We start from the raw sequence: 24203 nt of genomic DNA, 5'->3' as shown, positions 1-24203 counted from the left end.
ACATGTGCGCACCCACATCGGGGGCGGGCTAGGAGAGGGGACAGCGCGTGACGGTCAACATGACCAAGGGTCAGGCCATCAGTCTGCAGAAGCAGGACGGGGGCACGCTGACCGCGGTCCGGATGGGCCTCGGCTGGCAGGCGGCCAAGCGCCGCGGGCTGTTCGGCTCGCGGACCCGGGAGATCGACCTGGACGCGTCGGCGGTGCTCTTCGCCGACAAGCAGCCGGTGGACGTGGTGTTCTTCCGGCACCTGCAGAGCGACGACGGCTCGGTCCGGCACACCGGTGACAACCTCGTCGGCGGCGTCGGTCAGGGCGGGGACGACGAGTCGATCCTCGTCGACCTCCAGCGCGTGCCGGTGCACATCGACCAGATCGTCTTCACGGTGAACTCGTTCACCGGTCAGACGTTCCAGGAGGTGCAGAACGCGTTCTGCCGCATCGTCGACGAGACCAACGGCCAGGAGCTGGCCCGCTACACCCTGGACGGCGGCGGGCAGTACACCGCGCAGATCATGGCGAAGGTGTCGCGCGTCGGCAGCGGCTGGCAGATGACGGCGCTCGGCAACCCCGCCAACGGCCGCACCTTCCAGGACCTGATGCCGGCGATCCTGCCGCACCTGTAAGCAGTACGGCACCACCGCAGTACGGCACCACCGCAGTACTGCGCCACTGCAGTACGCAGAGCACCAGAACAGAAGAGCAAGGGCACGGGGGAGGGCTGCACGATGACGGCCGAACTGGTCCGGGGGCAGAACCACCCCCTGTCCCAGACGCAGGTGGAGATCAGGGTCTCGGCGGGCACACCCGTCCTGGCCCTGGCCTCGGCCTGCGATGACGCGGGCCGGCTGGCCGGCCCCGAGTCGGTGGCCCACCCCGGCGCCCGGAACCTGCCCGGACTGGAGGTGCCGGGTGCCGTGGCGGGCGAGCACCGCTTCGCCGTCGACCTCGACGCCGTCGCACCGTCCGTGCACCGGCTCGGGGTGGTACTCGTCCTGCCGCCCGGCGGCCCGACGCGCTTCGGCGCGGCCCCCGCCTCGTACGTGGCCGTGGCCGACCCGGAGGGCGCCGAGCTCGCCGGGTACACCGTGACCGGGCTGGAGTCCGAGTCCGCCGTCGTGACCCTCGAGCTCTACCGGCGCCAGGGTGCCTGGAAGGTCCGCGCCGTGGGCCAGGGGTACGCCGACGGGCTCGGCGCGCTGCTCGCCGACGCCGGACTGGGCGCCCCGGCCGCCATTGCCCTGGCCGCCGCGGTCGTGGGAGCGGCCGCGCGGGACGAGGCCACGCGGGCGCCCGCGCCCACCGTGTCCCTGCCCACCGCGCCCTTGCGCCCCGGGGCCGTCCCCGGGGCTCCGCCGGGCCGCCCGGAACCGCAGGACGCGGCTTCGGCCGTGCCCGCCCCGGTGACCCCTGAGCAGCCGGAGCCGGTGCCGGTCTCCGGAGTCCCGTACGCCGGTACGCCGGGCACCCCGCCCGGCGACTCCGGCGACGGCCCGCCGACGCTGAGCGCGCCCACACTCAGCTACGTGCACCCGCGCCGGCGCCGCAGCACCACCGAGCCGCCCGAACCGGCGCCGCAGGCCGCCGCATCCGCGCAGCCCGGCCGGCCGCCCGTGCCCGTCGCCGGCGACGCCGGCGGCTGGTCCATGGACGAGCGGCTCTACAACCAGGTCTGGGGCATGTTCGAGGACCTGGCCCGTTCGGTGGCCGCCTACCGCAGCGCCTGCGACTTCGCCGAGACCCGGATGGACCGCGAGCTCGACGAGGCGCTGTCCGACCCCCGCCACCGCCTGGGGTCTCCCACGCCGGAGGCCAGGGGAGGCTCCGGCAACGCCGCCCGCGACGAGGCCAGGGCCCGCCACGACGAGCTCGTCGACCAGGCCAAGGCCGTGCTCGACCGGGACCTCGCCCAGCTGATCGCCGAGTCCGAGGTGGTCGAGCCCGCGCTGCCGGCCCCGTACGCCCGCTGGGCCAACCCCGTCTGGCACGGGCGCGGGGTCCCCGAGGAAGCCCCGATGGCCCTGCGCCTCGGCGACCTGCATCTGCCCGAGCGGCCCGACCTGCGGATCCCCATGCTCGTGCGGCTGCCGCTCGAGCGCGGGCTGTGGATCGACAACGGCCGCACCGGCTCCGAGGCCGCCATGACGATGGACACCGACCGGCTGCGCCGGGCCGCCATGGACATGGCCGTCGCCCACGCGGTCCGGCTGCTCGCGGTCCACCCGGGGGACCGGTTCTCCGTGCACGTCATCGACGCGGCCGGGGCGGGGGCCGCCTCCCTGGCACCGCTGGTCGCGGCCGGGGTGCTGGCCGGCCCCCCCGCCGCCGGGGCCGCCGGGGTCACCCGGACCCTGGCGGAGCTGACCCGACGGGTGGACCTCGTACAGATGGCCGTGCGGGCCGGGGCGCCCGAGGAACTGCCGCCCGATGTGGACACCGCCGACCAGCTGCTGATCGTGCACGACTTCCCGCACGGCTTCGACGACCGGGCCGTCACGCAGCTGCGCTACCTGGCCGACGAGGGTCCGGCGGTCGGCGTGCACCTGCTGATGGTCGCGGACCGCGACGAGGCCTCGGCGTACGGGCCGCTGCTGGACCCGCTGTGGCGCTCGCTGATGCGGCTGTCACCGGTGCCGGACAACCATCTCGCCGACCCGTGGGTCGGCCACGCCTGGACCTTCGAGCCGGACCTGCCGCCGCAGGGCAGCCGGGTCCTGGAACAGACCCTCGACCGGATCGCCGCGGCCCGGCGCAATGCCCGCCCATGACCGACCCTTGGGGTTCTCTTTACCTTTCCGGGCTCTGACGGGTAACCTGGGCGCGCGGAGGGGAGTATTCCTGCTTTCCTGCTACGGCGTACCCGTCAATACGGACCACTTCGGCATGTGAACCACCTGGGTCATATGCACCGCAGTCGGTCCCGGGGCGCCGGCCCACGGCCTCCAGGCCGCCCGGGTGGAAGAGACCTCCGGCAGCGATGACGCTGACATGTGTGCTGAGCCATCTGCCGGAGGCGAATAAGCAGTGGATGTTTCGTTGACCCTCTGGGTGCTGACCATTCTCGGTCTGAGCATCCTGATCGGCGCCGATTTCTTCATCGGCCGCAAGCCCCATGACGTGTCGGTGAAGGAAGCCGGCATCTGGACGGTCGTCTGGATCGTCCTCGCCGCACTCTTCGGCCTCGGCCTGATGTTCTTCGGCAACAGCCAGGCCTCCCAGGAGTTCTTCGCCGGCTACATCACCGAGAAGTCCCTGAGCGTGGACAACCTCTTCGTCTTCGTCCTGATCATGGCGAAGTTCGCGGTGCCCTCCCAGCTCCAGCAGCGCGTGCTGCTGGTGGGCGTGCTGATCGCCCTGGTGCTCCGTGCGATCTTCATCGCGGCCGGCGCCGCGATCATCACCAACTTCTCGTGGGTCTTCTACATCTTCGGCGCGTTCCTGATCTACACCGCGTGGAAGCTGATCCAGGAGGCCCGCAAGGACGAGGACGAGGAGGAGTTCGAGGAGAACCGTCTCCTCAAGTCGATCGAGAAGAAGTTCGGCGTCGCCGACCAGTACCACGGCACCAAGCTGTTCATCCGGAACAACGGCAAGCGGGTCCTGACCCCGCTGATGATCGTGATGCTGGCCATCGGCACCACCGACGTGCTGTTCGCCCTGGACTCGATCCCCGCGATCTTCGGCCTCACCCAGGACCCGTACATCGTCTTCACCGCCAACGCCTTCGCCCTGATGGGTCTGCGCCAGCTGTACTTCCTCATCGGCGGCCTGCTCGAGAAGCTGGTCCACCTCAGCTACGGCCTGTCCGTCATCCTCGGCTTCATCGGCATCAAGCTGGTGCTGCACGCCCTCCACGAGTCCGGCGTGCACGTCCCGGAGATCTCCATTCCGGTCTCCCTGGGCGTCATCTGCGGCGTCCTGGTGATCACCACGATCACCAGCCTGATCGCCTCGAAGAAGCAGGCGGCCGCCGAGGCCGCCGCCCGCTCGGTGAGCATCGACGCCTGAAGGGTGTTGCGGCCCTGAGGGGCTATGCGGGGGCGGCCGCTTCGGCCGCCCCCGTTCCCGTGCCCGCGCTCGTGCCCGACTCGGTACCGGGGCCGGTCCGGGCCCGGACGACCGTCGGGTTCGTCTCCGGGAGCAGGGCGAAGCAGACCAGGCTGAGCAGCGCGATGGCGCTCAGGTACACGGCGACGCCCCACGGCGGACCGGAACCGTCCGCCAGCGCCGTCGCCACGATCGGGGTCAGCGCGCCGCCCAGCACCCCGCCCAGGTTGTAGCCCACGGCCGCGCCCGTGCAGCGGATCCGCGGGGCGTACAGCTCCGGCAGGTACGCGCCCACCACCGCGAACATCGTCACCATGCCCACCAGCCCGCCGAGGCAGCCCAGTGTCATCAGCAGCGGGTCCCCGGTGCGCAGCAACGCGATGAACGGGAACATCCAGACCAGGCAGAGCGCGCAGCCGGCCAGGCAGAGCGGCCGCCGGCCGTGGCGGTCGCCGAGCACTGCCATCACCGGGGTCATCAGGCCCTTGAGTGCGACGGCCGCCATGATGCAGGCCAGCATCACCGTCCGGTCCACGCGGAGGTGCTCGGTCGCGTACGCGAGGGACCACGTGGTGACCGCGTAGAAGACCGCGTACCCGATGGACAGGGCGCCGCCGGTCAGCAGGAGTAGCCGCCAGTGCCCGCGCACCACCTCGGACAGCGGGGCGTCGGAGCGTCGGCCGGTCTCGGCGAGGGCGCGGAACTGCGGGGTCTCCTCCACCGAGCGGCGCAGCCACAGCCCGGCGAGGGCCAGTACGCCCGCCGCCCAGAACGGGACGCGCCAGCCCCAGGAGGCGAACTGCCCGTCGGTCAGCGTCGCGGACAGGGTGAGGGTCATGCCGTTGGCCAGCAGGAAGCCCACCGCCGGGCCGGTCTGCGGGAAGCTCGCCCACAGCCCGCGCCGCTGCTCGGGGGCGTGCTCGGCGGTCAGCAGGACCGCGCCGCCCCACTCGCCGCCGAGGCCGAGCCCCTGCAGGAAGCGCAGCACCAGCAGCAGGAGAGGCGCCGCCATGCCGATCGTCGCGTACGTCGGCACGCAGCCGACCGCCACCGTGGCGAGGCCCGTGAGCAGCAGTGAGGCGAGCAGGACCGGGCGCCGCCCGTAGCGGTCGCCGATGTGGCCGAAGACCACCGAGCCCAGCGGGCGGGCGAGGAAGCCGACGCCGAAGGTGCCGAAGGCGGCGAGGGTCCCGGCGAGCGGGGAGAAGGACGGGAAGAAGAGCGGGCCGAGCACGAGGGCGGCGGCCGTGCCGTAGACGAAGAAGTCGTAGAACTCGATGGCCGTTCCGGCGAGCGAGGCCGAGGCCAGCCGCAGCATCGAGGGGGAGCGGGGAACGACGGGGAGAGGGAGGGCGGGGGAGGGGTCTTGTTGCATGATGCAGCAATTACCCCGCCCCGCACCCCCAGGACGTGCGTTCGGTCATCTTCGACCGGAAGGAGTGCTTCCTGTCGCGGTGTTGACCGGGACCGGACGGGTGTTACCAGCCGCGCTCGCGCCATTCGGCCAGGTGCGGCCGCTCCGCGCCGAGCGTGGTGTCGTTGCCGTGCCCCGGGTAGACCCAGGTCTCGTCCGACAGCTGCCCGAAGAGCTTCGTCTCCACGTCGTCGATGAGGCTGGCAAAGGCCTTCGGGTCGTTGCCGGTGTTGCCGACGCCGCCCGGGAAGAGGCAGTCCCCGGTGAACACGTGCGCGTGCCCGTGCGGGTCGTCGTAGATCAGGGCGATCGAGCCGGGGGTGTGTCCGACCAGGTGGCGGGCGGTCAGCGTGACCCGCCCCACCTGGATCGTGTCCCCGTCCGCCACGGGCACGGCGGTGGCCACCGGGATGCCCTCGACGTCGTCGGCGCCCGCATAGGTGCGGGCGCCGGTCGCCTCGACCACGGCCTGGAGCGCGCCCCAGTGGTCGCCGTGCCGGTGCGTCGTGACGACGGACGCGATGCCGTCGTCGCCGATCAGGTGCAGCAGGGTCGCCGGCTCCGCGGCCGCGTCGATCAGCAGCTGCTCGTCGGTGGCCCGGCAGCGCAGCAGGTACGCGTTGTTGTTCATGGGGCCCACCGCGACCTTGGAAATCATCAGGTCCGGGAGTTCGTGCACGTCGGCCGGACCGCCGACCTTGACCGCTCCGCTGTACGTCATGTCCTGATCCTAGAGCGGGGGGAGGGTCGGGAGGAGGCCGCCGACGACAGTGAGGTGTGCGCCCTTGTCCCCGCGCCCGGCCAGCCAGCCGAGGAGCTCGGCCCCGGTGCCGACCAGGGTGACCGGGCCGCCCTCGGCGCCGCCGGTGTGCCACGTGGAACCGCTGCCGTCGCCCTCGACCTGCAGGGTCACCGGGGGCACCTCGGAGCGCCCGGCCCAGCGGTCGGCGAGGAAGGCGATCTCGCGCCCCGTGAACTCCTCCGGGAGGTCGGAGAGCTCGTAGCCGATGTTCAGGTCGACGTGGTGCAGCTCGACCTCGACGAGGCGGCGGAAGGGCACGTTCGAGGCCAGGTCGGTGACCCCGTTCCGCAGCTCGACGGTGCGCGACCAGTCCTGGTCCTGCCCGGTCTGCGCCAGGAAGCCGGCGTGGGTCTCGCGCACGTCGGCGAGCTGGACGTCCAGCGGGCGCGGGGCGTCGCGCTCGATGTCGCAGTCGCGGGCCTCGGCGCTCGCGTACATCGGGCGGCCCGCGAAGACGTTGACGAGGGCGTCCGCGTTGCGCGCGAGGTGGGCCAGTACGTGGCCGCGGGTCCAGCCCGGGAGGTGTGACTCCTCGGCCAGGGCGGCGTTGTCCAGTTTCGCGACCGCGGTCAGCAGTCGGTCCGTGGCTGCACGTACAGATTGCAGGTCGTGCACATGATCAGTCATGGATCCGAGCCTAGTGCCGAGGTGCCCCGGCCACACGAACGGGTGAAGCCGTCCGGGGAGTGCCGTAAATCGAATGCGCGTGCTATACGCTCGAAGTCCAAGCTCTCTTCCCCGTTGCAGAGGCGCCCCCCATACCCTGGGACGGGGGCCCGTGCCCCCGCTCTCTCAAGAAAGGTGCGGACCGGCGTGACCGACCGTCTCATCGTTCGTGGCGCTCGCGAGCACAACCTCAAGAACGTCTCGCTCGACCTGCCCCGCGACTCACTCATCGTCTTCACCGGACTCTCCGGTTCGGGCAAGTCCTCCCTGGCCTTCGACACGATCTTCGCCGAGGGTCAGCGCCGCTACGTCGAGTCGCTCTCGTCGTACGCCCGCCAGTTCCTGGGGCAGATGGACAAGCCCGACGTGGACTTCATCGAGGGGCTCTCGCCGGCCGTCTCGATCGACCAGAAGTCGACCTCGCGCAACCCGCGCTCGACGGTCGGCACCATCACCGAGGTCTACGACTACCTCCGCCTGCTCTTCGCGCGCATCGGCAAGCCCCACTGCCCCGAGTGCCGCCGCCCGATCTCGCGCCAGTCGCCGCAGGCGATCGTCGACAAGGTGCTCGCGCTCCCCGAGGGCAGCCGCTTCCAGGTGCTCTCGCCGCTGGTGCGCGAGCGCAAGGGCGAGTTCGTCGACCTCTTCTCCGACCTCCAGACCAAGGGCTACAGCCGGGCGCGGGTGGACGGGGAGACCATCCAGCTCTCCGAGCCGCCCACGCTGAAGAAGCAGGAGAAGCACACGATCGAGGTGGTCATCGACCGCCTCACCGTCAAGGACAGCGCCAAGCGCCGGCTCACCGACTCCGTGGAGACCGCCCTCGGCCTCTCCGGCGGCATGGTGATCCTGGACTTCGTCGACCTCGCCGAGGACGACCCCGAGCGTGAGCGGATGTACTCCGAGCACCTCTACTGCCCGTACGACGACCTGTCCTTCGAGGAGCTGGAGCCGCGCTCCTTCTCGTTCAACTCGCCCTTCGGCGCCTGCCCCGAGTGCACCGGTATCGGTACGCGCATGGAGGTGGACCCGGAGCTGATCGTCCCCGACGAGGACAAGTCCCTGGACGAGGGCGCGGTCTCCCCGTGGTCCCTCGGCCACACCAAGGACTACTTCCAGCGGCTGATCGGCGCGCTCGCCGGCGAGCTGGGCTTCCGTACGGACATCCCGTGGGCCGGGCTGCCGCTGCGGGCGAGGAAGGCCCTGCTGTACGGGCACAAGACGCAGATCGAGGTCCGCTACCGCAACCGGTACGGGCGGGAGCGGGCGTACACGACGGCCTTCGAGGGCGCCGTGCCGTTCGTCAAGCGCCGGCACTCGGAGTCCGAGAGCGACGCCAGCCGCGAGCGCTTCGAGGGCTACATGCGCGAGGTGCCCTGCCCGACCTGTGAGGGCACCCGGCTCAAGCCGATCGTGCTCGCGGTGACGGTGATGGAGAAGTCCATCGCCGAGGTCGCCGCGATGTCGATCAGCGAGTGCGCGGACTTCCTCGGGCGGATGAAGCTCGACGCCCGCGACAAGAAGATCGCCGAGCGGGTCCTGAAGGAGGTCAACGAGCGGCTCCGCTTCCTCGTCGACGTCGGCCTGGACTACCTCTCGCTGAACCGCGCCGCCGGCACCCTGTCGGGCGGCGAGGCCCAGCGCATCCGCCTCGCCACCCAGATCGGCTCCGGCCTGGTCGGCGTGCTGTACGTACTGGACGAGCCCTCCATCGGCCTGCACCAGCGGGACAACCACCGGCTGATCGAGACGCTGGTGCGGCTGCGGGACATGGGCAACACCCTGATCGTCGTCGAGCACGACGAGGACACCATCAAGGTGGCCGACTGGGTCGTGGACATCGGCCCGGGCGCCGGCGAGCACGGCGGCAAGGTCGTGCACAGCGGCTCGCTGAAGGAGCTGCTGAAGAACGGCGACTCGGTGACCGGGCAGTACCTGTCCGGGAAGCGGTCCATCGCGATGCCGGACATCCGCCGGCCCGTCAACGGGGACCGGAAGCTGACCGTCCACGGCGCCAAGGAGAACAACCTGCGGGACATCGACGTGTCCTTCCCGCTGGGCGTGCTCACGGCGGTGACGGGCGTATCGGGGTCGGGCAAGTCGACGCTGGTCAACGACATCCTGTACACGCACCTGGCCCGTGAGCTGAACGGCGCCCGGTCGGTTCCGGGACGGCACACGCGGGTGGACGGGGACGACCTCGTCGACAAGGTCGTGCATGTCGACCAGTCGCCGATCGGCCGGACCCCGCGGTCGAACCCGGCGACGTACACGGGCGTCTTCGACCACGTGCGCAAGCTCTTCGCGGAGACGATGGAGGCGAAGGTGCGCGGCTACCTGCCGGGCCGCTTCTCCTTCAACGTGAAGGGCGGCCGGTGCGAGAACTGCTCCGGCGACGGCACGATCAAGATCGAGATGAACTTCCTGCCGGACGTGTACGTCCCGTGCGAGGTCTGCCACGGCGACCGGTACAACCGGGAGACGCTGGAGGTCCACTACAAGGGCAAGTCCATCGCCGAGGTCCTGAACATGCCGATCGAGGAGGCGCTGGACTTCTTCGAGGCGGTGCCCACGATCGCACGGCACCTGCGGACCCTGAACGAGGTGGGGCTGGGGTACGTCCGGCTCGGCCAGTCGGCGCCGACGCTGTCGGGCGGTGAGGCGCAGCGCGTGAAGCTGGCGTCCGAGCTGCAGAAGCGGTCGACGGGGCGGACGGTGTACGTGCTGGACGAGCCGACGACGGGTCTGCACTTCGAGGACATCTCGAAGCTGATCAAGGTGCTGTCGGGGCTGGTGGACAAGGGCAACTCGGTGATCGTCATCGAGCACAACCTGGACGTCATCAAGACCGCGGACTGGGTCATCGACATGGGCCCGGAGGGCGGTTACGGGGGCGGTCTGGTGGTCGCCGAGGGCACGCCGGAGCAGGTTGCGTCGGTGGGCGCGAGCCACACGGGCAAGTTCCTGCGGGACATCCTGGGGGCGGAGCGGGTCTCTGACGCCGCGTCGCTCGTGGCCCCGCCGAAGAAGGCCGCCGCGAAGCGGACGGCCGCCAAGAAGGCGGCGGCCCCGGCCAAGAAGACAACGGCCCGGGCCCGCAAGGCCTAGCCGCTGCGCGGTGCGGGTCCCCGCCCTGCGGGGGCCGGCCCCCGCACCCCGCACCCCGCACCCCCGCGCCTCAAACGCCGGCGGGGCTGGAATCAGCCTCGCTGGCGTGAGAGGCGCGGGGGCGGGCGGAGCCCTGGGGGTACCTCCCAGCGGTAGTCGGGGGAGGAACGGTGGAAGGGCGGGTGCGGGTAGGGGGACAGCCCCGCCGGGCTACGTTGCTACGCCCACCGCGTGGCCCGTCGTGGCCGGGTCTGTCAGGGACTGGAGGAGGGCGTCCGCGACATCCGCGCGGGAGATGGTCCGGGCGTTCGGGACATTGGCGCCGATGACCCGGCGGTAGCCGGTGCGCGGCTTGTTCAGGAGGCGGGGTGGGCGGATCACCGTCCAGTCGGTGCCGCTCGCGCGGATCGCCGCCTCCATGACCGCCAGGTCCGCGTACAGATCGCGCAGGGCCCGGCGGAGCAGGGGGAGGAAGATCCTTCGGGCCACGAACCCGTCGGTCTCCACGTCCGGCCCGACCGGGGCCGCGCTCACTGCCGCGAGGCGGCTCACCCCCGCCCGGTCCATCGCCGATACGACGGCCCGCAGCGCCGGCCCGGTGACCGGCGCGAGCCGGGCCTGCTTGTTGCTCGCCGAGCCCAGCGCGGAGATCACCGCCGACCGGCCCGCGAGGACCGGGAGCAGCGCGTCCTCGTCCGTCAGGTCGCGCACCACGGCCACCCGGAGGCGGTCGTGCGCCGGCACGCCCAGCCGGGCGGGGTCGCGGACCACTGCCGTCACCTCGTGGCCCGCGTCGAGTGCCTGTCGGACGACCTCGCGTCCGACACCGCCCGTGGCTCCGAACACCGTCAGTTTCATCGCCGGCTCCCGTCCCAAGGTGGGTGAGCATTCACTCACCCCTTCTTCCGCTAGGGTGAGTGAATGCTCACCCCGAAGTCAAGCCGGCCCACGCCCGAGCGGCTCCTCGACGCCGCCGAGACGCTCATGCGCACCATCGGCCTCGCCAACACCACCACCAAGGCCATCGCCCGCGAGGCCGGCTGCTCGGAGGCCGCGCTCTACAAGCACTACGCGAACAAGGAGGAGCTCTTCGTGCGCGTCCTCATGGAGCGCACCCCCAACGCCGGGCCGCTCATGGCCGAGCTCGCCGGCGATCACGACGAGCGCTCCGTCGAGGAGGCGCTCACCGCGATCGCCCGCCACGCCTCGCTCTTCTACGCCGACGCCATGCCCATGGCCGCCTCGCTCTTCGCCGAGCCCGCCCTGCTGACCCGGCACCGCGAGGGCGTCCAGGAGATCGGCACCGGCCCCCACGTCGTACGCGACGCACTGACCGGCCGGCTGCGCCGCGAGCTCGAGCGGGGGCGGCTGCGTCCCGACGCCGATCCGGAGGCGGCGGCCGAGCTGCTGCTCGGCGCCTGCTTCCAGCGGGCCTTCTTCCTGCACTTCTCGGGCCCGGAGGTGGTCCGGCCCGTCGAGGAGTTCGCCCCCGCCGTGGCCCGGACCCTGTGGGCCGCTATCCGCTGAGCTCCGCCGCGTACGGCGGCTCCGCGCCCGCCCGGGTACAGGTCAGCGCCGCCGCGTGGGCCGCGTAGGCCAGCACGCCGGGCCAGTCCACCGGGCCGCCGGCCGGATTCGCCGGAGCCGACAGGCGGTGCAGCAGGGCCGCGTTGACCGTGTCGCCCGCGCCGATCGTGTCCGCCACGGCGACCCGGCGGGCCGGCGCCGTGTACTCGGTACCTTCCCGGGTCCGGACCGTCAGCCCCTGCGCGCCCCGGGTCAGCACCACCGCCGAGGGCCCCGCCGCCAGCCAGTCCGAGACCCGCCCGCCCAGCCACCAGGCGTCCTCCTCCGACAGCTTGAGGACGGACACGTACGGCAGCCAGCCCAGGAACCGGGCCCGGTACGCCACCGGATCCGCGATCAGCGCCGGGCGGATGTTGGGGTCCAGCAGCGTCAGCACCCCGCGCCCGGACTCCCGGCGCAGCAGGGCCTCGTACGCGCTCGCGCCCGGCTCCAGGGCGAGGGAGCAGGTCCCGAGCGCCAGGGCCCGGGTGCCCGCGGGGAGCGCCTCGGGCAGGGTGAACAGCCGGTCGGCCGTGCCCTCCACGTAGAAGCCGTACGCGGCCGAGCCGTCCGGGGCCAGCGAGGGCACGGCGAGGGTGGTGGGCTCCGGCCCGCGCTGGACCAGCGAGAGGTCCACCCCGGCAGCATGCAGCCCGGAGAGGAGGCTCTCGCCGAAGCCGTCCGTCGAGACCCGGGAGCAGAAGGCGACCTCCGCACCGAGCCGGCCCAGCGCGAGGGCGGTGTTGTACGGCCCCCCGCCCGGCCGCGGCACGAGCGCGCCCGGCGGCTGCGCCACGGGCACGAGGTCGATCAGGGCTTCTCCACCGACGACGATCACGCGGGGGAAGGTATCCCATCGGGCGGCGGAACCGGGCGGCGGTATCGTCGGGGGGCCCAGCAGAACCTCTCGTTCCAGCAGAACCTCTCGTACCAGGAGAACCGCATGTCCGCGTCGCAGCCCGCCGCCCGCCGTACCGTGCTCAAGGGCGCCGCCGCGATCGTCGGAGCCGTCGGCGGCGGGGCGGCGCTCGCGGCCTGCTCCACCGAGAGCAACAGCGGCTCCGGCTCCCCGGCGGTGCCGGCCGCCCCGGTGGAGCTCGGCGCCGCGTCCGAGGTCCCGGTCGGCGGGTCGAAGCTGTTCCGGAAGGAGAAGGTGGTCGTCAGCTGCCCGGCGGAGGGCCAGTACAAGGCGTTCAGCGCTCAGTGCACGCACGCCGGCTGCGTCCTGGACAAGATCGACGACGGCGAGGGCAACTGCCCCTGCCACGGCAGCCGCTTCGACGTGACGACCGGCAAGGTGCTGCGCGGCCCGGCCGCCGACCCGCTGCCCGCCGTCCCGGTCAAGGCCGAGGGCGGCAAGCTCATCGCGGGCTGAGCCAGTGCCGCGTCAGGCAGCGTTCGCCCCGTCGTGACGCCCGGCACGCACTCTCGCCGCACCGGCCGAAGCTCAAGTACGGTCCCGTACGAGCGCTTGCGGCCGGCCCGCCGAGAGCACGCACCCGAGGCCGCTAAGGCGTCGCTTAGGCCACGCTTAGGCCCAGTCCCAGGCGATCCCCAGCAGTCCGCGCCGGACCCCCGGCTCCACCAGGTGCACGGCCCGGTGGCGTCCGCTCGGAGTCAGGTCCGCCAGCCCGCTGCGCGGCGCCCCCGGTCCGGACCGGCTGAACCGCCGGCAGCGCACCGGCAGCGCCGCCTCGTCGAAGCGGACCTGGAGCACGTACTGCCCGCCGCTGTAGCTGAACCCGCGGACGTACTCGGTGCAGCGGCCGCCGGTCCCGTCCTCGAAGCCGTACCCGAAGACGTACGTGTCCCCGGCGCGCAGCCGGGCGTCGAAGAGCAGCTCGGCGACCAGCACCTCGGCCTCCCGGTGCCAGCGGACGCGTCCGGTCCGGCAGTTCTCGTCCGCCCGGACGCGGACCCTGGCCGGGTCGCAGCCCGGGTCGCCGTGGTGGACGGCGAGGTACCGGTCGACCTCGTCGCGGTGGGCCCGTACGACGTGCTGCGACTCGCGGCCCAGCAGTTCGCCGCCCGCCCCGATCCGTACCCGCTCGTGGTGGCCGACGGTGTGCAGGCCGCCGTCCGCGGGCAGTTCCATGCCGGCCAGCAGCCCCTCCACGGCCGCGCCGACGCTGACCAGGGCCCGGTACGAGCGGGCCGGCGGGCGGACCGCCTCGGGTCCGGCGCCCTCCGGGGCGGCGAGCAGCCGCAGCAGGGTGCCCTCGGGCAGTTCCAGGATCTGCTCCAGGGCCCGTACGGCCTTCAGTGACTCGGGGCGGCGCGGTCGGCGGGCGCCCTGCTGCCAGTAACTGAGGCTGGTCACGCCGAGCTTGATGCCGCGGGCCGCGAGGCGGTGCTGGACGCGGTGCAGGGGCAGGCCGCGGGCGGTGAGGGCGGCGCGCAGCGCGAGATGGAAGGGGCCGGCGCGGAGCAGGTGGCCCAGCTCCTGGGCGCTCGCCTCTGCGCTCTCCCCGCTCGCTCGCATGACGGCTCCTCCTGTGAACATTCACGCACGGTGGGGCGGGAGAGCCCGGCGGTGGCAGCCGGGGTCCAGGTGAAAGGACGGCAGTCGTTCACACTGCGGTCCCGCCGTTCACACTGCAATGTCACCGCGTATTGAAGCCTGTTGACCTGATCGCGACAACACCCTGATGCTCGGCGCAGCGTCCGGACGCGCTCCTCCATCCCCAACCTCCCCGGCCCCACCCGGGGAGATCCCCACACGGGAGGAACGCGATGCGCAACCGAAACCGGCGGCGGCTTTCCCTGGCCGCCGTCCTCACCGCCGTGCTCTTCGCCCTGCCCACCGCTGCCGCCACCGCTGCCCCCACGAGCGATGCCGGCACCGACTCCGCCCTGGCGTACAAGCGACTGAACATCACCATGCAGGCGCAAGCGAAGACCAACTGGTGCTGGGCCGCGAGCGGCAACACCATCGCCACCTGGTTCGGCCGCAACTACACCCAGAACCAGTTCTGCAACGCCGCCTTCAACCGTCAGCAGGGCTACGACTGCCCGAACAACCAAGCCACCCTCGGCAACGTCCAGACCGCCCTGAACTGGGCCGGCATCAACTCCGGCTCGTATGTGAACGGCTGGCTCCGCTACACCACCGTGCAGAGCGAGATCGACGCGAACCGGCCGGTCGAGACCCGGATCCAGTGGTCCAACGGCGGTGGCCACATGCACGTCATCTACGGCTACGACACCGCCAACAGCTGGGTCTACTGGGGCGATCCGTGGCCGTCCAGCGACCGCTACAACTGGGCCTCGCACGCCTGGTACGTGGACAACAGCACCTTCTCCTGGACCCACTCGCTCTACCGGATCGGGGCGTGACCGCCGTGACCGCCGTGACCGTCATGACCAAGCGCGCCGCCGCCGCGGTTCTCGCCGCGACCGCCGTCGCCCTCGTCGGCGTAGCGGCCCCGCCGGCCTCGGCGGCCCCCGTACCGCAGCCGCAGTCCGTCACCGCCGAGACCAGGGCCGCAGCCGCGCAGGCGGCCGCCGCCCCCGACACCCTGGCCACGCTCTCCCGCTTCTTCGCCCGCGAGGGCAAGGTCGCGCCGGATGCGGCCCGGCCGCGGGTCGAGGGCGAGGTGATACCGGTCAGCTACCTGTCCCCGGACTTCGTGGCGGGCAAGGCCGGGGCGTCCGTGGCCCGGGTGGAGTTCCTCGCCGGCAAGGCGGTCTCCTCGGACGGGCAGCAGGCCTCACTGTGGACCGCCCGGACCGATGCGGGGTGGCAGGTCGTGAACATCGCCACCGGCGACGACGAATTCCGCTACGCGCAGATGGGCTCCGCGAAGCTGCCGGGCGGGACGGTGTTCCGGGAACCGCAGATCGACGCGTGGTACGTGGCCGGGGGGAGCCGGGTGCTGCCGCTGGACGAGGATGCCGAGCGTGCCGTCGGGGCGGGGGGCACCAGCCTTGCCGCGTACCGGTCGCGGGTGACGCGGGCGTACGGGGACAAGTTGCCGGGGTCGGCGTATGCGGAGGGGGGTAAGGCGGGTGGCTACTCGGTGTCCGCCGACGACGGGGGCGCGCCGGTAGCGGCCGGGGCCGTCGCGGGCGGTCTTGCGCTCGGGGCGCTCGGGGTGGTCGCCGTGCGGCGGTCGCGGCGGGGCCGCGCGATGGCCTGACCCGTCGGGTTCGCGCCCGCCGGGGCGTGGCCGGCAGGACCCGGGCGGCCAGCCGGCCGTCCGGACCCTGCGGGTGCCTGCTCCCCGCCCCGCCCTTCTCCCTCCCCCAGCTACCGCTGGGAGGTGCCCCCAACCGGGGCTGCGCCCCGGACCCGCTTGCAGGTGCGGCGCAGCCGTTGGTGGGGGCCGGCCCCCACGCCCCCGCGCCTCGAACGCGGGCGGGGCCGGGTGGGCTGGGGTGGGCGGTGTACGGGGGTTGTCGGTGGGCGGAAGTAGGGTGGTTGGCATGGCCGACCCTTCCAGCTACCGTCCCGCGCCGGGGCAGATTCCCGACTCCCCGGGTGTCTACCGATTCCGCGACGAGCACCGCCGGGTGATCTACGTCGGGAAGGCCAAGAGCCTGCGGCAGCGGCTGGCCAGCTACTTCCAGAATCTCGCCGGGCTGCATCCCCGTACCGCCACCATGGTGACCACGGCCGCCTCCGTCGAGTGGACCGTCGTCTCCACCGAGGTCGAGGCGCTGCAGCTCGAGTACTCCTGGATCAAGGAGTACGACCCCCGGTTCAACGTCAAGTACCGGGACGACAAGAGCTACCCCTCCCTCGCCGTGACGATGAACGAGGAGTACCCGAGGGTTCAGGTCATGCGGGGGCCCAAGAAGAAGGGTGTGCGGTACTTCGGGCCCTATGGGCACGCCTGGGCGATTCGCGAGACCGTCGACCTCATGCTGCGGGTGTTCCCCGTGCGGACCTGCTCCGCCGGGGTGTTCAAGCGCTCCGCGCAGATCGGCCGGCCCTGCCTGCTCGGCTACATCGGCAAGTGCTCCGCGCCCTGTGTCGGCCGGGTCACCCCCGAGGAGCACCGCGAACTCGCGGAGGATTTCTGCGACTTCATGGCAGGGCGGACCGGGACGTACCTCTCCCGGCTCGAGGGGCGGATGCACGAGGCCGCCGAGGAGATGGAGTACGAGAAGGCCGCCCGGCTGCGCGATGACATAGGGGCGCTGCGCCGGGCGATGGAGAAGAACGCCGTCGTCCTCGCCGATGCCACGGATGCCGATCTCATCGCCGTCGCCGAGGACGAGCTCGAAGCGGCCGTGCAGATCTTCCACGTCCGCGGCGGGCGCGTGCGCGGGCAGCGCGGCTGGGTCACCGACAAGGTGGAGCCAGTGGACACCGCCGGGCTGGTCGAGCACGCCCTCCAGCAGCTCTACGGGGAGGAGACCGGGGAGAGCGTGCCCAAGGAGGTGCTCGTTCCGGCGCTGCCCGAGGACGCGCCCGCGCTGGGCGAGTGGCTCGCGGAGCGACGTGGTTCCCTGGTCAGCCTGCGCATTCCGCAGCGCGGGGACAAGAAGGCGCTGATGGAGACGGTCCACCGCAACGCGCAGCAGTCCCTGGCCCTGCACAAGACCAAGCGCGCGAGCGACCTCACCACCCGCTCCCGGGCCCTGGAGGAGATCGCCGAGGCGCTCGAGCTGGACAGCGCGCCGCTGCGCATCGAGTGCTTCGACATCTCGCACCTCCAGGGCGACGACGTGGTGGCCTCGATGGTCGTCTTCGAGGACGGGCTGGCGCGAAAGAGCGAGTACCGGCGCTTCCAGATCAAATCGTTCGAGGGGCAGGACGACGTCCGGTCCATGCACGAGGTGGTGTCCCGGCGCTTCCGCCGGTACCTCCAGGAGAAGCTGAAGACGGGGGAGTGGTCCCCGGAGGACGGGGAGGACCCGCTCGCCGAGGACGACGGGCGGCCCAAGCGCTTCGCGTACCCGCCCCAGCTCGTCGTGGTCGACGGCGGGCAGCCGCAGGTGGCCGCCGCGAAGCGGGCCCTGGAGGAGCTCGGCATCGACGACGTGGCCGTGTGCGGGCTGGCCAAGCGGCTGGAGGAGGTCTGGCTGCCCGGCGAGGACGACCCGGTCGTGCTGCCCCGCACCAGCGAGGGCCTCTACCTGCTCCAGCGGGTACGTGACGAAGCCCACCGGTTCGCCATCCAGTACCAGCGGAACAAGCGCGGAAAACGGCTCAAGGCGGGCCCGCTCGACGAGGTGCCCGGTCTCGGGGAAAGCCGCAGGCAGGCCCTGGTCAAGCACTTCGGTTCGGTGAAAAAGCTGAGACAGGCGACAATCGACCAGATCTGCGAGGTCCCGGGCATAGGCCGCAAGACGGCCGAGACCGTGGCCGCGGCGCTCGCCCGGTCGGTTCCCGCCGGTCCTGCCGTCAACACGGCGACAGGAGAGATCATTGAGGATGAGACCGCGCCCCCGCGGGTGGGGGCACCTCCCAGCGGCAGCTGGGGGACATCGTCCGAACGGGGGACCGAGCAATGACCGAGCGCGAGACCGAGCAGACGACCGGCGAGATGACCGACCACACGACCGAGCACGACCGAGACGGAGCACAGGTGAGTACCGGCACGACAGCGGAGCCCGGAGATACGGCCGAGGCGGCCATCCCCGAGCTGGTGATCATCTCCGGTATGTCCGGGGCCGGCCGCAGTACGGCGGCCAAGTGTCTGGAGGACCTCGGCTGGTTCGTCGTCGACAACCTCCCGCCGGCGCTGATCCCCACCATGGTGGAGCTCGGTGCCCGCTCGCAGGGCAACGTGGCGCGCATCGCCGTCGTCGTCGACGTCCGCGGCCGCCAGTTCTTCGACGCCCTGCGCGAGTCCCTCTCCGACCTCGACAGCAAGGGCGTCACCCGGCGCATCGTCTTCCTGGAGTCCTCCGACGACGCGCTGGTCCGCCGCTTCGAGTCGGTCCGCCGCCCGCACCCCCTCCAGGGTGACGGCCGCATCACCGACGGCATCGCCGCCGAGCGCGACCTGCTGCGCGAGCTGCGCGGCGACGCCGACCTGGTCATCGACACCTCCAGCCTGAACGTGCACGAGCTGCGCGCGAAGATGGACGCCCAGTTCGCGGGCGACGAGGAGCCCGAGCTGCGGGCGACCGTCATGTCCTTCGGCTACAAGTACGGCCTCCCCGTCGACGCCGACCTCGTCGTCGACTGCCGCTTCATCCCGAACCCGCACTGGGTCCCCGAGCTGCGCCCCTTCACCGGCCTCAACCCGGAGGTGTCGGGCTACGTCTTCAGCCAGCCCGGCGCCAAGGAGTTCCTCGACCGCTACACCGAGCTGCTCCAGCTCATCGCCACCGGCTACCGCCGCGAGGGCAAGAGGTACGTGACCATCGCGGTCGGCTGCACCGGCGGCAAGCACCGCAGCGTGGCCATGTCCGAGAAGCTCGCCGCCCGCCTCGCCTCCGAGGGAGTCGAGACCGTCGTAGTCCACCGGGACATGGGGCGCGAGTGACCGCACGGACCCCGCGGCTGAGCCGCCTGCGCCGCCTCACCCCGGGACGGGGCGAGGACGGCGTGGGCCGCTCCGGCCGCTCCGGCCACCGGCGCGGAGCCACCCCCAAGGTGGTGGCGCTCGGCGGCGGCCAGGGCCTGTCGGCCTCCCTCGCCGCCCTGCGCCGCATCACCGGTGACCTCACCGCGGTGGTCACCGTCGCCGACGACGGCGGTTCCAGCGGCCGGCTCCGGGAGGAGCTCGGCGTGCTGCCGCCCGGCGACCTGCGCAAGGCGCTGGCCGCGCTGTGCGGGGACGACGACTGGGGCCAGACCTGGGCCCGGGTCATCCAGCACCGCTTCCAGTCCGAGGGCGATCTGCACGGGCACGCGGTCGGCAACCTGCTGATCGTCGCCTTGTGGGAACAGCTCGGCGACCCCGTCCAGGCCCTCGACCTGGTCGGGAAACTGCTCGGCGCGCACGGCCGCGTCCTGCCGATGTCGGCGGTGCCGCTGGAGCTCCAGGCGCTGGTCCGCGGCCACGATCAGACCCGCCCGGGCGAGGTCGACACCGTCCGGGGGCAGGCCACGGTGGCCACCACCCCCGGCGAGGTGCTCTCCGTACAGGTCGTGCCCGGCGATCCGCCGGCCGTGCCGGAGGCCGTCGCTGCGGTCCTGGACGCGGACTGGGTGGTGCTCGGTCCGGGATCCTGGTTCTCCTCCGTGATCCCGCACCTGCTGGTGCCGGAACTGCTCGACGCGCTGATCGAGACCAAGGCCCGGCGGGTCCTCTCGCTGAACCTCGCGCCGCAGCCCGGTGAAACAGAGGGCTTCTCTCCGCAGCGTCATTTGGAGGTTTTGGCCCGACACGCCCCTAAACTCGCCCTGGACGTGGTGCTGGCCGACGAGGCCGCCGTGCCCGACCGCGAGTCCCTCGCCGATGCCGCAAAACGGTTCGGCGCCGCGGTCGAGCTGGCGCCGGTGGCCAGGGAAGACGGCTCTCCGAAGCATGATCCGGAGCTGCTCGCCGCCGCGTACGACCGTATTTTTCGGATGCATGGAAGGATCGGCCCATGGCGATGACGCCTGCGGTGAAGGATGAGATCTCCCGCCTGCCCGTCACCCGGACCTGCTGCAGGAAGGCGGAGGTCTCGGCGATCCTTCGGTTCGCGGGCGGGCTGCACCTGGTGAGCGGCCGCATCGTCATCGAGGCGGAGCTGGACACGGGGATCGCGGCCAGACGCCTGCGCAAGGACATCCTGGAGATCTTCGGCCATTCGTCGGACCTGGTGGTCATGGCTCCCGGCGGCCTGCGCCGCGGCAGCCGGTACGTCGTCCGGGTCGTGGCCGGCGGCGACCAGCTGGCGCGCCAGACGGGCCTCGTGGACGGCCGCGGCCGTCCCATCCGCGGTCTCCCCCCGCAGGTCGTCTCCGGGGCCACCTGCGACGCCGAGGCGGCCTGGCGCGGTGCCTTCCTGGCCCACGGCTCGCTCACCGAGCCGGGCCGGTCCTCCTCCCTGGAGGTGACCTGCCCCGGTCCGGAGGCCGCCCTGGCCCTGGTGGGCGCCGCCCGCCGGCTCTCCATCGCCGCCAAGGCGCGCGAGGTGCGCGGGGTGGACCGGGTCGTGGTCCGCGACGGCGACGCCATCGGCGCCCTGCTGACCCGGCTCGGCGCGCACGAGTCGGTGCTGGCCTGGGAGGAGCGGCGGATGCGGCGCGAGGTGCGCGCCACCGCCAACCGCCTCGCCAACTTCGACGACGCCAACCTGCGCCGCTCGGCGCGGGCCGCGGTGGCCGCCGGAGCCCGGGTCCAGCGTGCCCTGGAGATCCTCGGGGAAGAGGTGCCCGAGCACCTCGCCGCGGCCGGCCGGCTGCGTATGGAGCACAAGCAGGCCTCCCTCGAGGAGCTGGGCGCGCTCGCCGACCCGCCGCTGACCAAGGACGCGGTCGCGGGCCGGATCCGCCGCCTGCTGGCGATGGCGGACAAGCGGGCCCAGGACCTCGGCGTCCCGGGCACCGAGTCCAACCTCAGCGAGGACCTGGCCGACAACATGGCCGGCTAGCCGCGCCTCGTCCCGTACGCCGCAAGGGGGCCCGCACGTCACACGTGCGGGCCCCTTTGAGACACGCCCCATTGACATGAGCATCGCCTGATCGTGAGCCTGTCGTCCGAACGCTTTCGTGGCAGACGACGCCCAGGGGGGCACATGAGGCACCGCGCGAGATCGATCCTCGCCGCAAGCGCACTCGTCTTCGGAACCACACTGGCCGTCCTCCCGGCGGCCCACGCCCTGCCCGCAGCAGACGCCGCACCCGGCGCCGACGAGGTACGGGTCTACGACGCGGACGTCACCAAGGAGCAGATCCCGCTCCTCCTCGCCGCGGGCCAGGACGCCCACGAGCTCACCGAACGCGCCCCGGAGACCGGGACCGCCAAGGTCGAGCTGTTCCTCACCGGCGGCCAGGCCAAGGAGCTCGCCGGCCGGGGCGTCAAGCTGGCCGAGCACAAGGTCCCCGCGGGCGCGGCCCGTACCCAGGTCGCCGGCGACGGGGTCTTCCGCCCGTACAGCGGCAAGGGCGGCCTCCAGGAGGAGATCCTCAAGACCGCCCAGGCCAACCCGGGCCTCGCCAAGGTGGTCTCCATCGGCAAGACCGTCCAGGGCAAAGACATCCTCGCCCTGAAGGTCACCAAGAACGCCCGCACGGCCAAGGACGGCGACAAGCCGTCCGTGCTCTACATGTCCAACCAGCACGCCCGGGAGTGGATCACTCCGGAGATGACCCGGCGGCTGATGCACCACACCCTCGACAACTACGGCAAGGACCAGCGGATCACCAAGCTGGTGGACTCCACCGAGCTGTGGTTCCTGCTGTCCGCCAACCCGGACGGGTACGACTACACGCACTCCCCCGACGGCGACCGGCTGTGGCGCAAGAACCTGCACGACAACAACGGCGACGGCAAGATCACCACCGGTGACGGCGTCGACCTCAACCGGAACTTCGCCTACAAGTGGGGCTACGACAACGAGGGTTCCTCGCCGAACCAGTCGAGCGAGACCTACCGCGGCACCAAGGCGTCCTCCGAGCCGGAGACCGTCGCCCTCGACAAGTTCGAGAAGCGCATCGGCTTCAAGTACGCCATCAACTACCACTCCGCCGCCGAGCTGCTGCTCTACGGCGTGGGCTGGCAGGTGGCCACCCCGACCCCGGACGACGTCGCCTACAAGGCGCTCGCCGGCACCCCGGAGAACTCCGCGATCCCGGGCTACTACCCGCAGGTCTCCTCGGAGCTCTACACCACCAACGGCGAGGCCGACGGCCACGCCGCCAACGTCAACGGCGTCATGATGTTCACGCCGGAGATGACCACCTGCCAGACGGCCTCCGCGAGCGACCCGAACGACCGGTGGAAGCCCGAGGACTGCCGGTCCGGCTTCAACTTCCCGGACGACGAGAAGCTCATCCAGGCGGAGTTCGCGAAGAACATCTCCTTCGCGCTCGCCGTCGGCGAGAGCGCCGCCCACCCGGACCAGCCGAAGTCCTCCGTGGGCCTGAGCGCCGCGGACTTCACCCTGGACCCCTTCACCACCTCCTACGTGGCCAAGGGCGAGGACCAGACGGTCGCCGTCACCGCCCGCAAGGCGCTGAAGGACAAGCAGCTCAAGTTCCGTATCAACGGCGGCCGCACGCACGACGACGGGCTGGGGGCCTGGAAGGGCGGCGACGTCTACGGCGGCGAGGACAACAACTGGTTCGACGAGTACCGGGCCAAGGTCGACGGCGCCAAGCCCGGCGACAAGGTCGAGGTCTGGTTCACCGGCCGCGACCGCTCCGGCAAGCAGGTCTCCAGCGAGCACTTCACGTACACGGTGGCCGAGCGGCCGCGCGCCGACGTGCTGGTGATCGCGGAGGAGGGCGCCAAGGCCCAGCACGCGCAGGAGTACGTCGACGCCCTGCGCGCCAACGGGAAGTCCGCGGCGGTCTGGGACGTGGCGGTGCAGGGCGCCCCGCACCACCTCGGCGTGCTCTCCCACTTCCGTACGGCCGTGCACTACACGGGCGCCAAGACGCCCGGCGGCGCCACCCAGCTCGCCGTGCGCGACTTCCTCAACGAGGGCGGCAAGCTGATCGAGGCCGGCGAGCTCGCGGGCGGCAACGCCCAGGTCGGCCGCGCCGTGACCGACGACTTCAGCCAGTACTACCTCGGCGCCTACAGCCGTACGAGTGCGAGCGGAGCCACCGGCTTCACCGGTACGGGTGCCCTCGCCGGCGCCAAGGGCGGCCTGGGCGACGCGGCGGGCAACCCGTTCAATGCCCCCGGGTCCTACGCGGTCACCTCCGACTCCCTGCCGGCGGCGCAGTTCCCGCAGTTCAAGAGCGCGCAGGCGGGCCAGTACGCCGGGGTCGTGAACCCGTACGCCCCCTACTCCGGCGCCGGGATGGCCGCGGCCACCCACGAGGACGACGAGTGGAAGCGGCTGACCCGCACGGTCGACCTGACCAAGGTCACGGCCGCCGACAAGCCGCAGCTCAAGATGGCCCTCAACTGGAACACCGAACAGGGCTACGACCACGCGGTGCTCGAGGCCCACACGGCCGGCGCGGAGGACTGGACCACGCTGCCCGAGGCCGGCGGCCTGAGCAGCACCGCCGTCCCGTCGGAGTGCGAGGCCGGCTTCTTCATCAACGGCCACCCGTTCCTGCGCCACTACCTCACCCTCGACAGCGCCGGCTGCGCCGCCCAGGGCACGAGCGGCTCCTGGAACAGCTTCACCGGCTCGTCCGACGGCTGGAAGCAGGTCTCCTTCGACCTGAGCGCGTACGCGGGCAAGACCGTCGAGGTCTCCCTCTCGTACGTCTCGGACGGCGGCGCCGGCGGCCGGGGCGTGTTCGCGGACGAGGCGCGCGTCTCGTCCGGCGGAGCCGACCAGGCCGTGGAGGGATTCGAGACCTCGCTGGGGGCTTGGACCGCCCAGAGTGCACCTGCCGGAAGCCCCGCGGTTGCGGGCGATTGGTCCCGGTCCGGGGAGCTGTTCAAGTCGTACGCGTCGGTCACTACGCGTAACACGGTGCTCCTCGGCTTCGGCCTCGAACACCTGCCGGCGGCGGCGGACCGAGCCGTACTCGTCGGTAAGGCGCTCAGGTCGCTGCACCACTGATCATACGAGCCCTCGTCG

At 72.0% G+C, this 24203-nt stretch carries 19 protein-coding genes; 13 read left to right on the top strand and 6 right to left on the bottom strand.

Annotated features, from left to right (window positions below):
- Nucleotides 1–47: 47 nt before the first annotated feature.
- From AB0M76_RS26055 to AB0M76_RS26045, 3 genes are all read left to right on the top strand, one after another.
- Nucleotides 48–626, top strand: a complete 579-nt coding sequence (locus AB0M76_RS26055) for a TerD family protein (RefSeq protein ID WP_266668138.1) — start codon at nt 48–50, stop codon at nt 624–626.
- A gap of 102 nt (nt 627–728) precedes the next feature.
- On the top strand, nt 729–2768 hold the full coding sequence (locus AB0M76_RS26050; RefSeq protein WP_365955153.1) for a TerD family protein: 2040 nt from the start codon (nt 729–731) through the stop codon (nt 2766–2768).
- Nucleotides 2769–3024: 256 nt separating this feature from the next.
- Nucleotides 3025–4008: a TerC family protein gene (locus AB0M76_RS26045; RefSeq protein ID WP_365955152.1), complete on the top strand. Its 984-nt coding sequence runs from the start codon at nt 3025–3027 to the stop codon at nt 4006–4008.
- A 22-nt stretch (nt 4009–4030) separates the two neighbouring features.
- Here the strand turns inward: AB0M76_RS26045 and AB0M76_RS26040 are convergent, their stop codons facing one another.
- The 3 genes from AB0M76_RS26040 to AB0M76_RS26030 form a co-directional block, all read right to left on the bottom strand.
- The gene (locus AB0M76_RS26040; RefSeq protein ID WP_365955198.1) at nt 4031–5365 is read right to left on the bottom strand and encodes an MFS transporter; all 1335 of its coding nucleotides are present in this window, start codon (nt 5363–5365) and stop codon (nt 4031–4033) included.
- Nucleotides 5366–5525: 160 nt separating this feature from the next.
- Nucleotides 5526–6182 (bottom strand): MBL fold metallo-hydrolase, encoded by a 657-nt coding sequence (locus AB0M76_RS26035; protein ID WP_365955151.1) that lies wholly within the window; start codon nt 6180–6182, stop codon nt 5526–5528.
- Nucleotides 6183–6191: 9 nt separating this feature from the next.
- Nucleotides 6192–6890 (bottom strand): maleylpyruvate isomerase family mycothiol-dependent enzyme, encoded by a 699-nt coding sequence (locus tag AB0M76_RS26030; protein WP_365955149.1) that lies wholly within the window; start codon nt 6888–6890, stop codon nt 6192–6194.
- 186 nt (nt 6891–7076) lie between these two features.
- Between AB0M76_RS26030 and uvrA the strand changes: the two genes are divergently transcribed.
- The gene (gene uvrA / locus AB0M76_RS26025) at nt 7077–10037 is read left to right on the top strand and encodes an excinuclease ABC subunit UvrA (protein WP_365955148.1); all 2961 of its coding nucleotides are present in this window, start codon (nt 7077–7079) and stop codon (nt 10035–10037) included.
- Nucleotides 10038–10247: 210 nt separating this feature from the next.
- On the opposite strand, the gene AB0M76_RS26020 is transcribed toward uvrA, so the two are convergent.
- Nucleotides 10248–10895 carry an NAD(P)H-binding protein gene (locus AB0M76_RS26020; protein WP_365955147.1) on the bottom strand — a complete coding sequence of 216 codons (648 nt, stop codon included), beginning with the start codon at nt 10893–10895 and terminating at the stop codon, nt 10248–10250.
- A 63-nt stretch (nt 10896–10958) separates the two neighbouring features.
- Here AB0M76_RS26020 and AB0M76_RS26015 point away from each other — a divergent pair, with 63 nt between their 5' ends.
- The gene (locus AB0M76_RS26015) at nt 10959–11564 is read left to right on the top strand and encodes a TetR/AcrR family transcriptional regulator (RefSeq protein ID WP_266668153.1); all 606 of its coding nucleotides are present in this window, start codon (nt 10959–10961) and stop codon (nt 11562–11564) included.
- On the opposite strand, the gene AB0M76_RS26010 is transcribed toward AB0M76_RS26015, so the two are convergent.
- A complete protein-coding gene (locus AB0M76_RS26010; protein WP_365955146.1) occupies nt 11554–12441 on the bottom strand; it encodes a carbohydrate kinase in 888 nt (295 codons plus the stop codon). The two genes, AB0M76_RS26015 and AB0M76_RS26010, sit on opposite strands and share 11 nt — an antisense overlap.
- Before the next feature lie 105 nt (nt 12442–12546).
- Between AB0M76_RS26010 and AB0M76_RS26005 the strand changes: the two genes are divergently transcribed.
- Nucleotides 12547–12978, top strand: coding sequence for a Rieske (2Fe-2S) protein (locus AB0M76_RS26005; protein ID WP_365955145.1), 432 nt, complete (start codon nt 12547–12549; stop codon nt 12976–12978).
- A gap of 156 nt (nt 12979–13134) precedes the next feature.
- Here the strand turns inward: AB0M76_RS26005 and AB0M76_RS26000 are convergent, their stop codons facing one another.
- Nucleotides 13135–14085 (bottom strand): hypothetical protein, encoded by a 951-nt coding sequence (locus AB0M76_RS26000; protein WP_365955144.1) that lies wholly within the window; start codon nt 14083–14085, stop codon nt 13135–13137.
- Nucleotides 14086–14336: 251 nt separating this feature from the next.
- On the opposite strand from AB0M76_RS26000, the gene AB0M76_RS25995 reads away from it, so the two are divergent.
- The 7 genes from AB0M76_RS25995 to AB0M76_RS25965 all read left to right on the top strand — a co-directional run bounded on the left by AB0M76_RS25995 (nt 14337) and on the right by AB0M76_RS25965 (nt 24185).
- Nucleotides 14337–14939 carry a papain-like cysteine protease family protein gene (locus AB0M76_RS25995; protein WP_365955143.1) on the top strand — a complete coding sequence of 201 codons (603 nt, stop codon included), beginning with the start codon at nt 14337–14339 and terminating at the stop codon, nt 14937–14939.
- 23 nt (nt 14940–14962) lie between these two features.
- Entirely contained in the window at nt 14963–15742 is a 780-nt protein-coding gene (locus tag AB0M76_RS25990; RefSeq protein ID WP_365955197.1) for a hypothetical protein, read from the top strand.
- 286 nt (nt 15743–16028) lie between these two features.
- Nucleotides 16029–18065: an excinuclease ABC subunit UvrC gene (uvrC, locus tag AB0M76_RS25985; protein WP_365955142.1), complete on the top strand. Its 2037-nt coding sequence runs from the start codon at nt 16029–16031 to the stop codon at nt 18063–18065.
- 32 nt (nt 18066–18097) lie between these two features.
- On the top strand, nt 18098–19045 hold the full coding sequence (gene rapZ / locus AB0M76_RS25980) for an RNase adapter RapZ (protein WP_266633636.1): 948 nt from the start codon (nt 18098–18100) through the stop codon (nt 19043–19045).
- The gene (yvcK, locus tag AB0M76_RS25975; protein ID WP_365955140.1) at nt 19042–20106 is read left to right on the top strand and encodes a uridine diphosphate-N-acetylglucosamine-binding protein YvcK; all 1065 of its coding nucleotides are present in this window, start codon (nt 19042–19044) and stop codon (nt 20104–20106) included. The genes rapZ and yvcK overlap by 4 nt, the downstream gene beginning before the upstream one ends.
- Entirely contained in the window at nt 20097–21086 is a 990-nt protein-coding gene (whiA, locus tag AB0M76_RS25970) for a DNA-binding protein WhiA (protein WP_053688633.1), read from the top strand. The genes yvcK and whiA overlap by 10 nt, the downstream gene beginning before the upstream one ends.
- Before the next feature lie 144 nt (nt 21087–21230).
- Nucleotides 21231–24185 carry a M14 family zinc carboxypeptidase gene (locus AB0M76_RS25965; RefSeq protein ID WP_365955139.1) on the top strand — a complete coding sequence of 985 codons (2955 nt, stop codon included), beginning with the start codon at nt 21231–21233 and terminating at the stop codon, nt 24183–24185.
- Nucleotides 24186–24203: the final 18 nt, after the last annotated feature.

Origin of the sequence: Streptomyces sp. NPDC051364, from assembly GCF_040682115.1 — a bacterium.
In the GTDB taxonomy this organism is placed as follows: Bacteria; Actinomycetota; Actinomycetes; order Streptomycetales; family Streptomycetaceae; genus Streptomyces.
This window is presented reverse-complemented; position numbering and strand designations above follow the sequence as displayed.

What these genes read in the sequence shown, in the direction of transcription:
- AB0M76_RS26050 (WP_365955153.1), top strand. Translation starts at nt 729, where the DNA reads ATGACGGCCGAACTGGTCCGGGGGCAGAACCACCCCCTGTCCCAGACG.
- AB0M76_RS26040 (WP_365955198.1), bottom strand. Translation starts at nt 5,365, where the DNA reads ATGCTGCGGCTGGCCTCGGCCTCGCTCGCCGGAACGGCCATCGAGTTC.
- AB0M76_RS26035 (WP_365955151.1), bottom strand. Translation starts at nt 6,182, where the DNA reads ATGACGTACAGCGGAGCGGTCAAGGTCGGCGGTCCGGCCGACGTGCAC.
- AB0M76_RS26030 (WP_365955149.1), bottom strand. Translation starts at nt 6,890, where the DNA reads ATGACTGATCATGTGCACGACCTGCAATCTGTACGTGCAGCCACGGAC.
- AB0M76_RS26020 (WP_365955147.1), bottom strand. Translation starts at nt 10,895, where the DNA reads ATGAAACTGACGGTGTTCGGAGCCACGGGCGGTGTCGGACGCGAGGTC.
- AB0M76_RS26015 (WP_266668153.1), top strand. Translation starts at nt 10,959, where the DNA reads ATGCTCACCCCGAAGTCAAGCCGGCCCACGCCCGAGCGGCTCCTCGAC.
- AB0M76_RS26005 (WP_365955145.1), top strand. Translation starts at nt 12,547, where the DNA reads ATGTCCGCGTCGCAGCCCGCCGCCCGCCGTACCGTGCTCAAGGGCGCC.
- AB0M76_RS26000 (WP_365955144.1), bottom strand. Translation starts at nt 14,085, where the DNA reads ATGCGAGCGAGCGGGGAGAGCGCAGAGGCGAGCGCCCAGGAGCTGGGC.
- AB0M76_RS25995 (WP_365955143.1), top strand. Translation starts at nt 14,337, where the DNA reads ATGCGCAACCGAAACCGGCGGCGGCTTTCCCTGGCCGCCGTCCTCACC.
- AB0M76_RS25990 (WP_365955197.1), top strand. Translation starts at nt 14,963, where the DNA reads ATGACCAAGCGCGCCGCCGCCGCGGTTCTCGCCGCGACCGCCGTCGCC.
- uvrC (WP_365955142.1), top strand. Translation starts at nt 16,029, where the DNA reads ATGGCCGACCCTTCCAGCTACCGTCCCGCGCCGGGGCAGATTCCCGAC.
- rapZ (WP_266633636.1), top strand. Translation starts at nt 18,098, where the DNA reads ATGACCGACCACACGACCGAGCACGACCGAGACGGAGCACAGGTGAGT.
- whiA (WP_053688633.1), top strand. Translation starts at nt 20,097, where the DNA reads ATGGCGATGACGCCTGCGGTGAAGGATGAGATCTCCCGCCTGCCCGTC.
- AB0M76_RS25965 (WP_365955139.1), top strand. Translation starts at nt 21,231, where the DNA reads ATGAGGCACCGCGCGAGATCGATCCTCGCCGCAAGCGCACTCGTCTTC.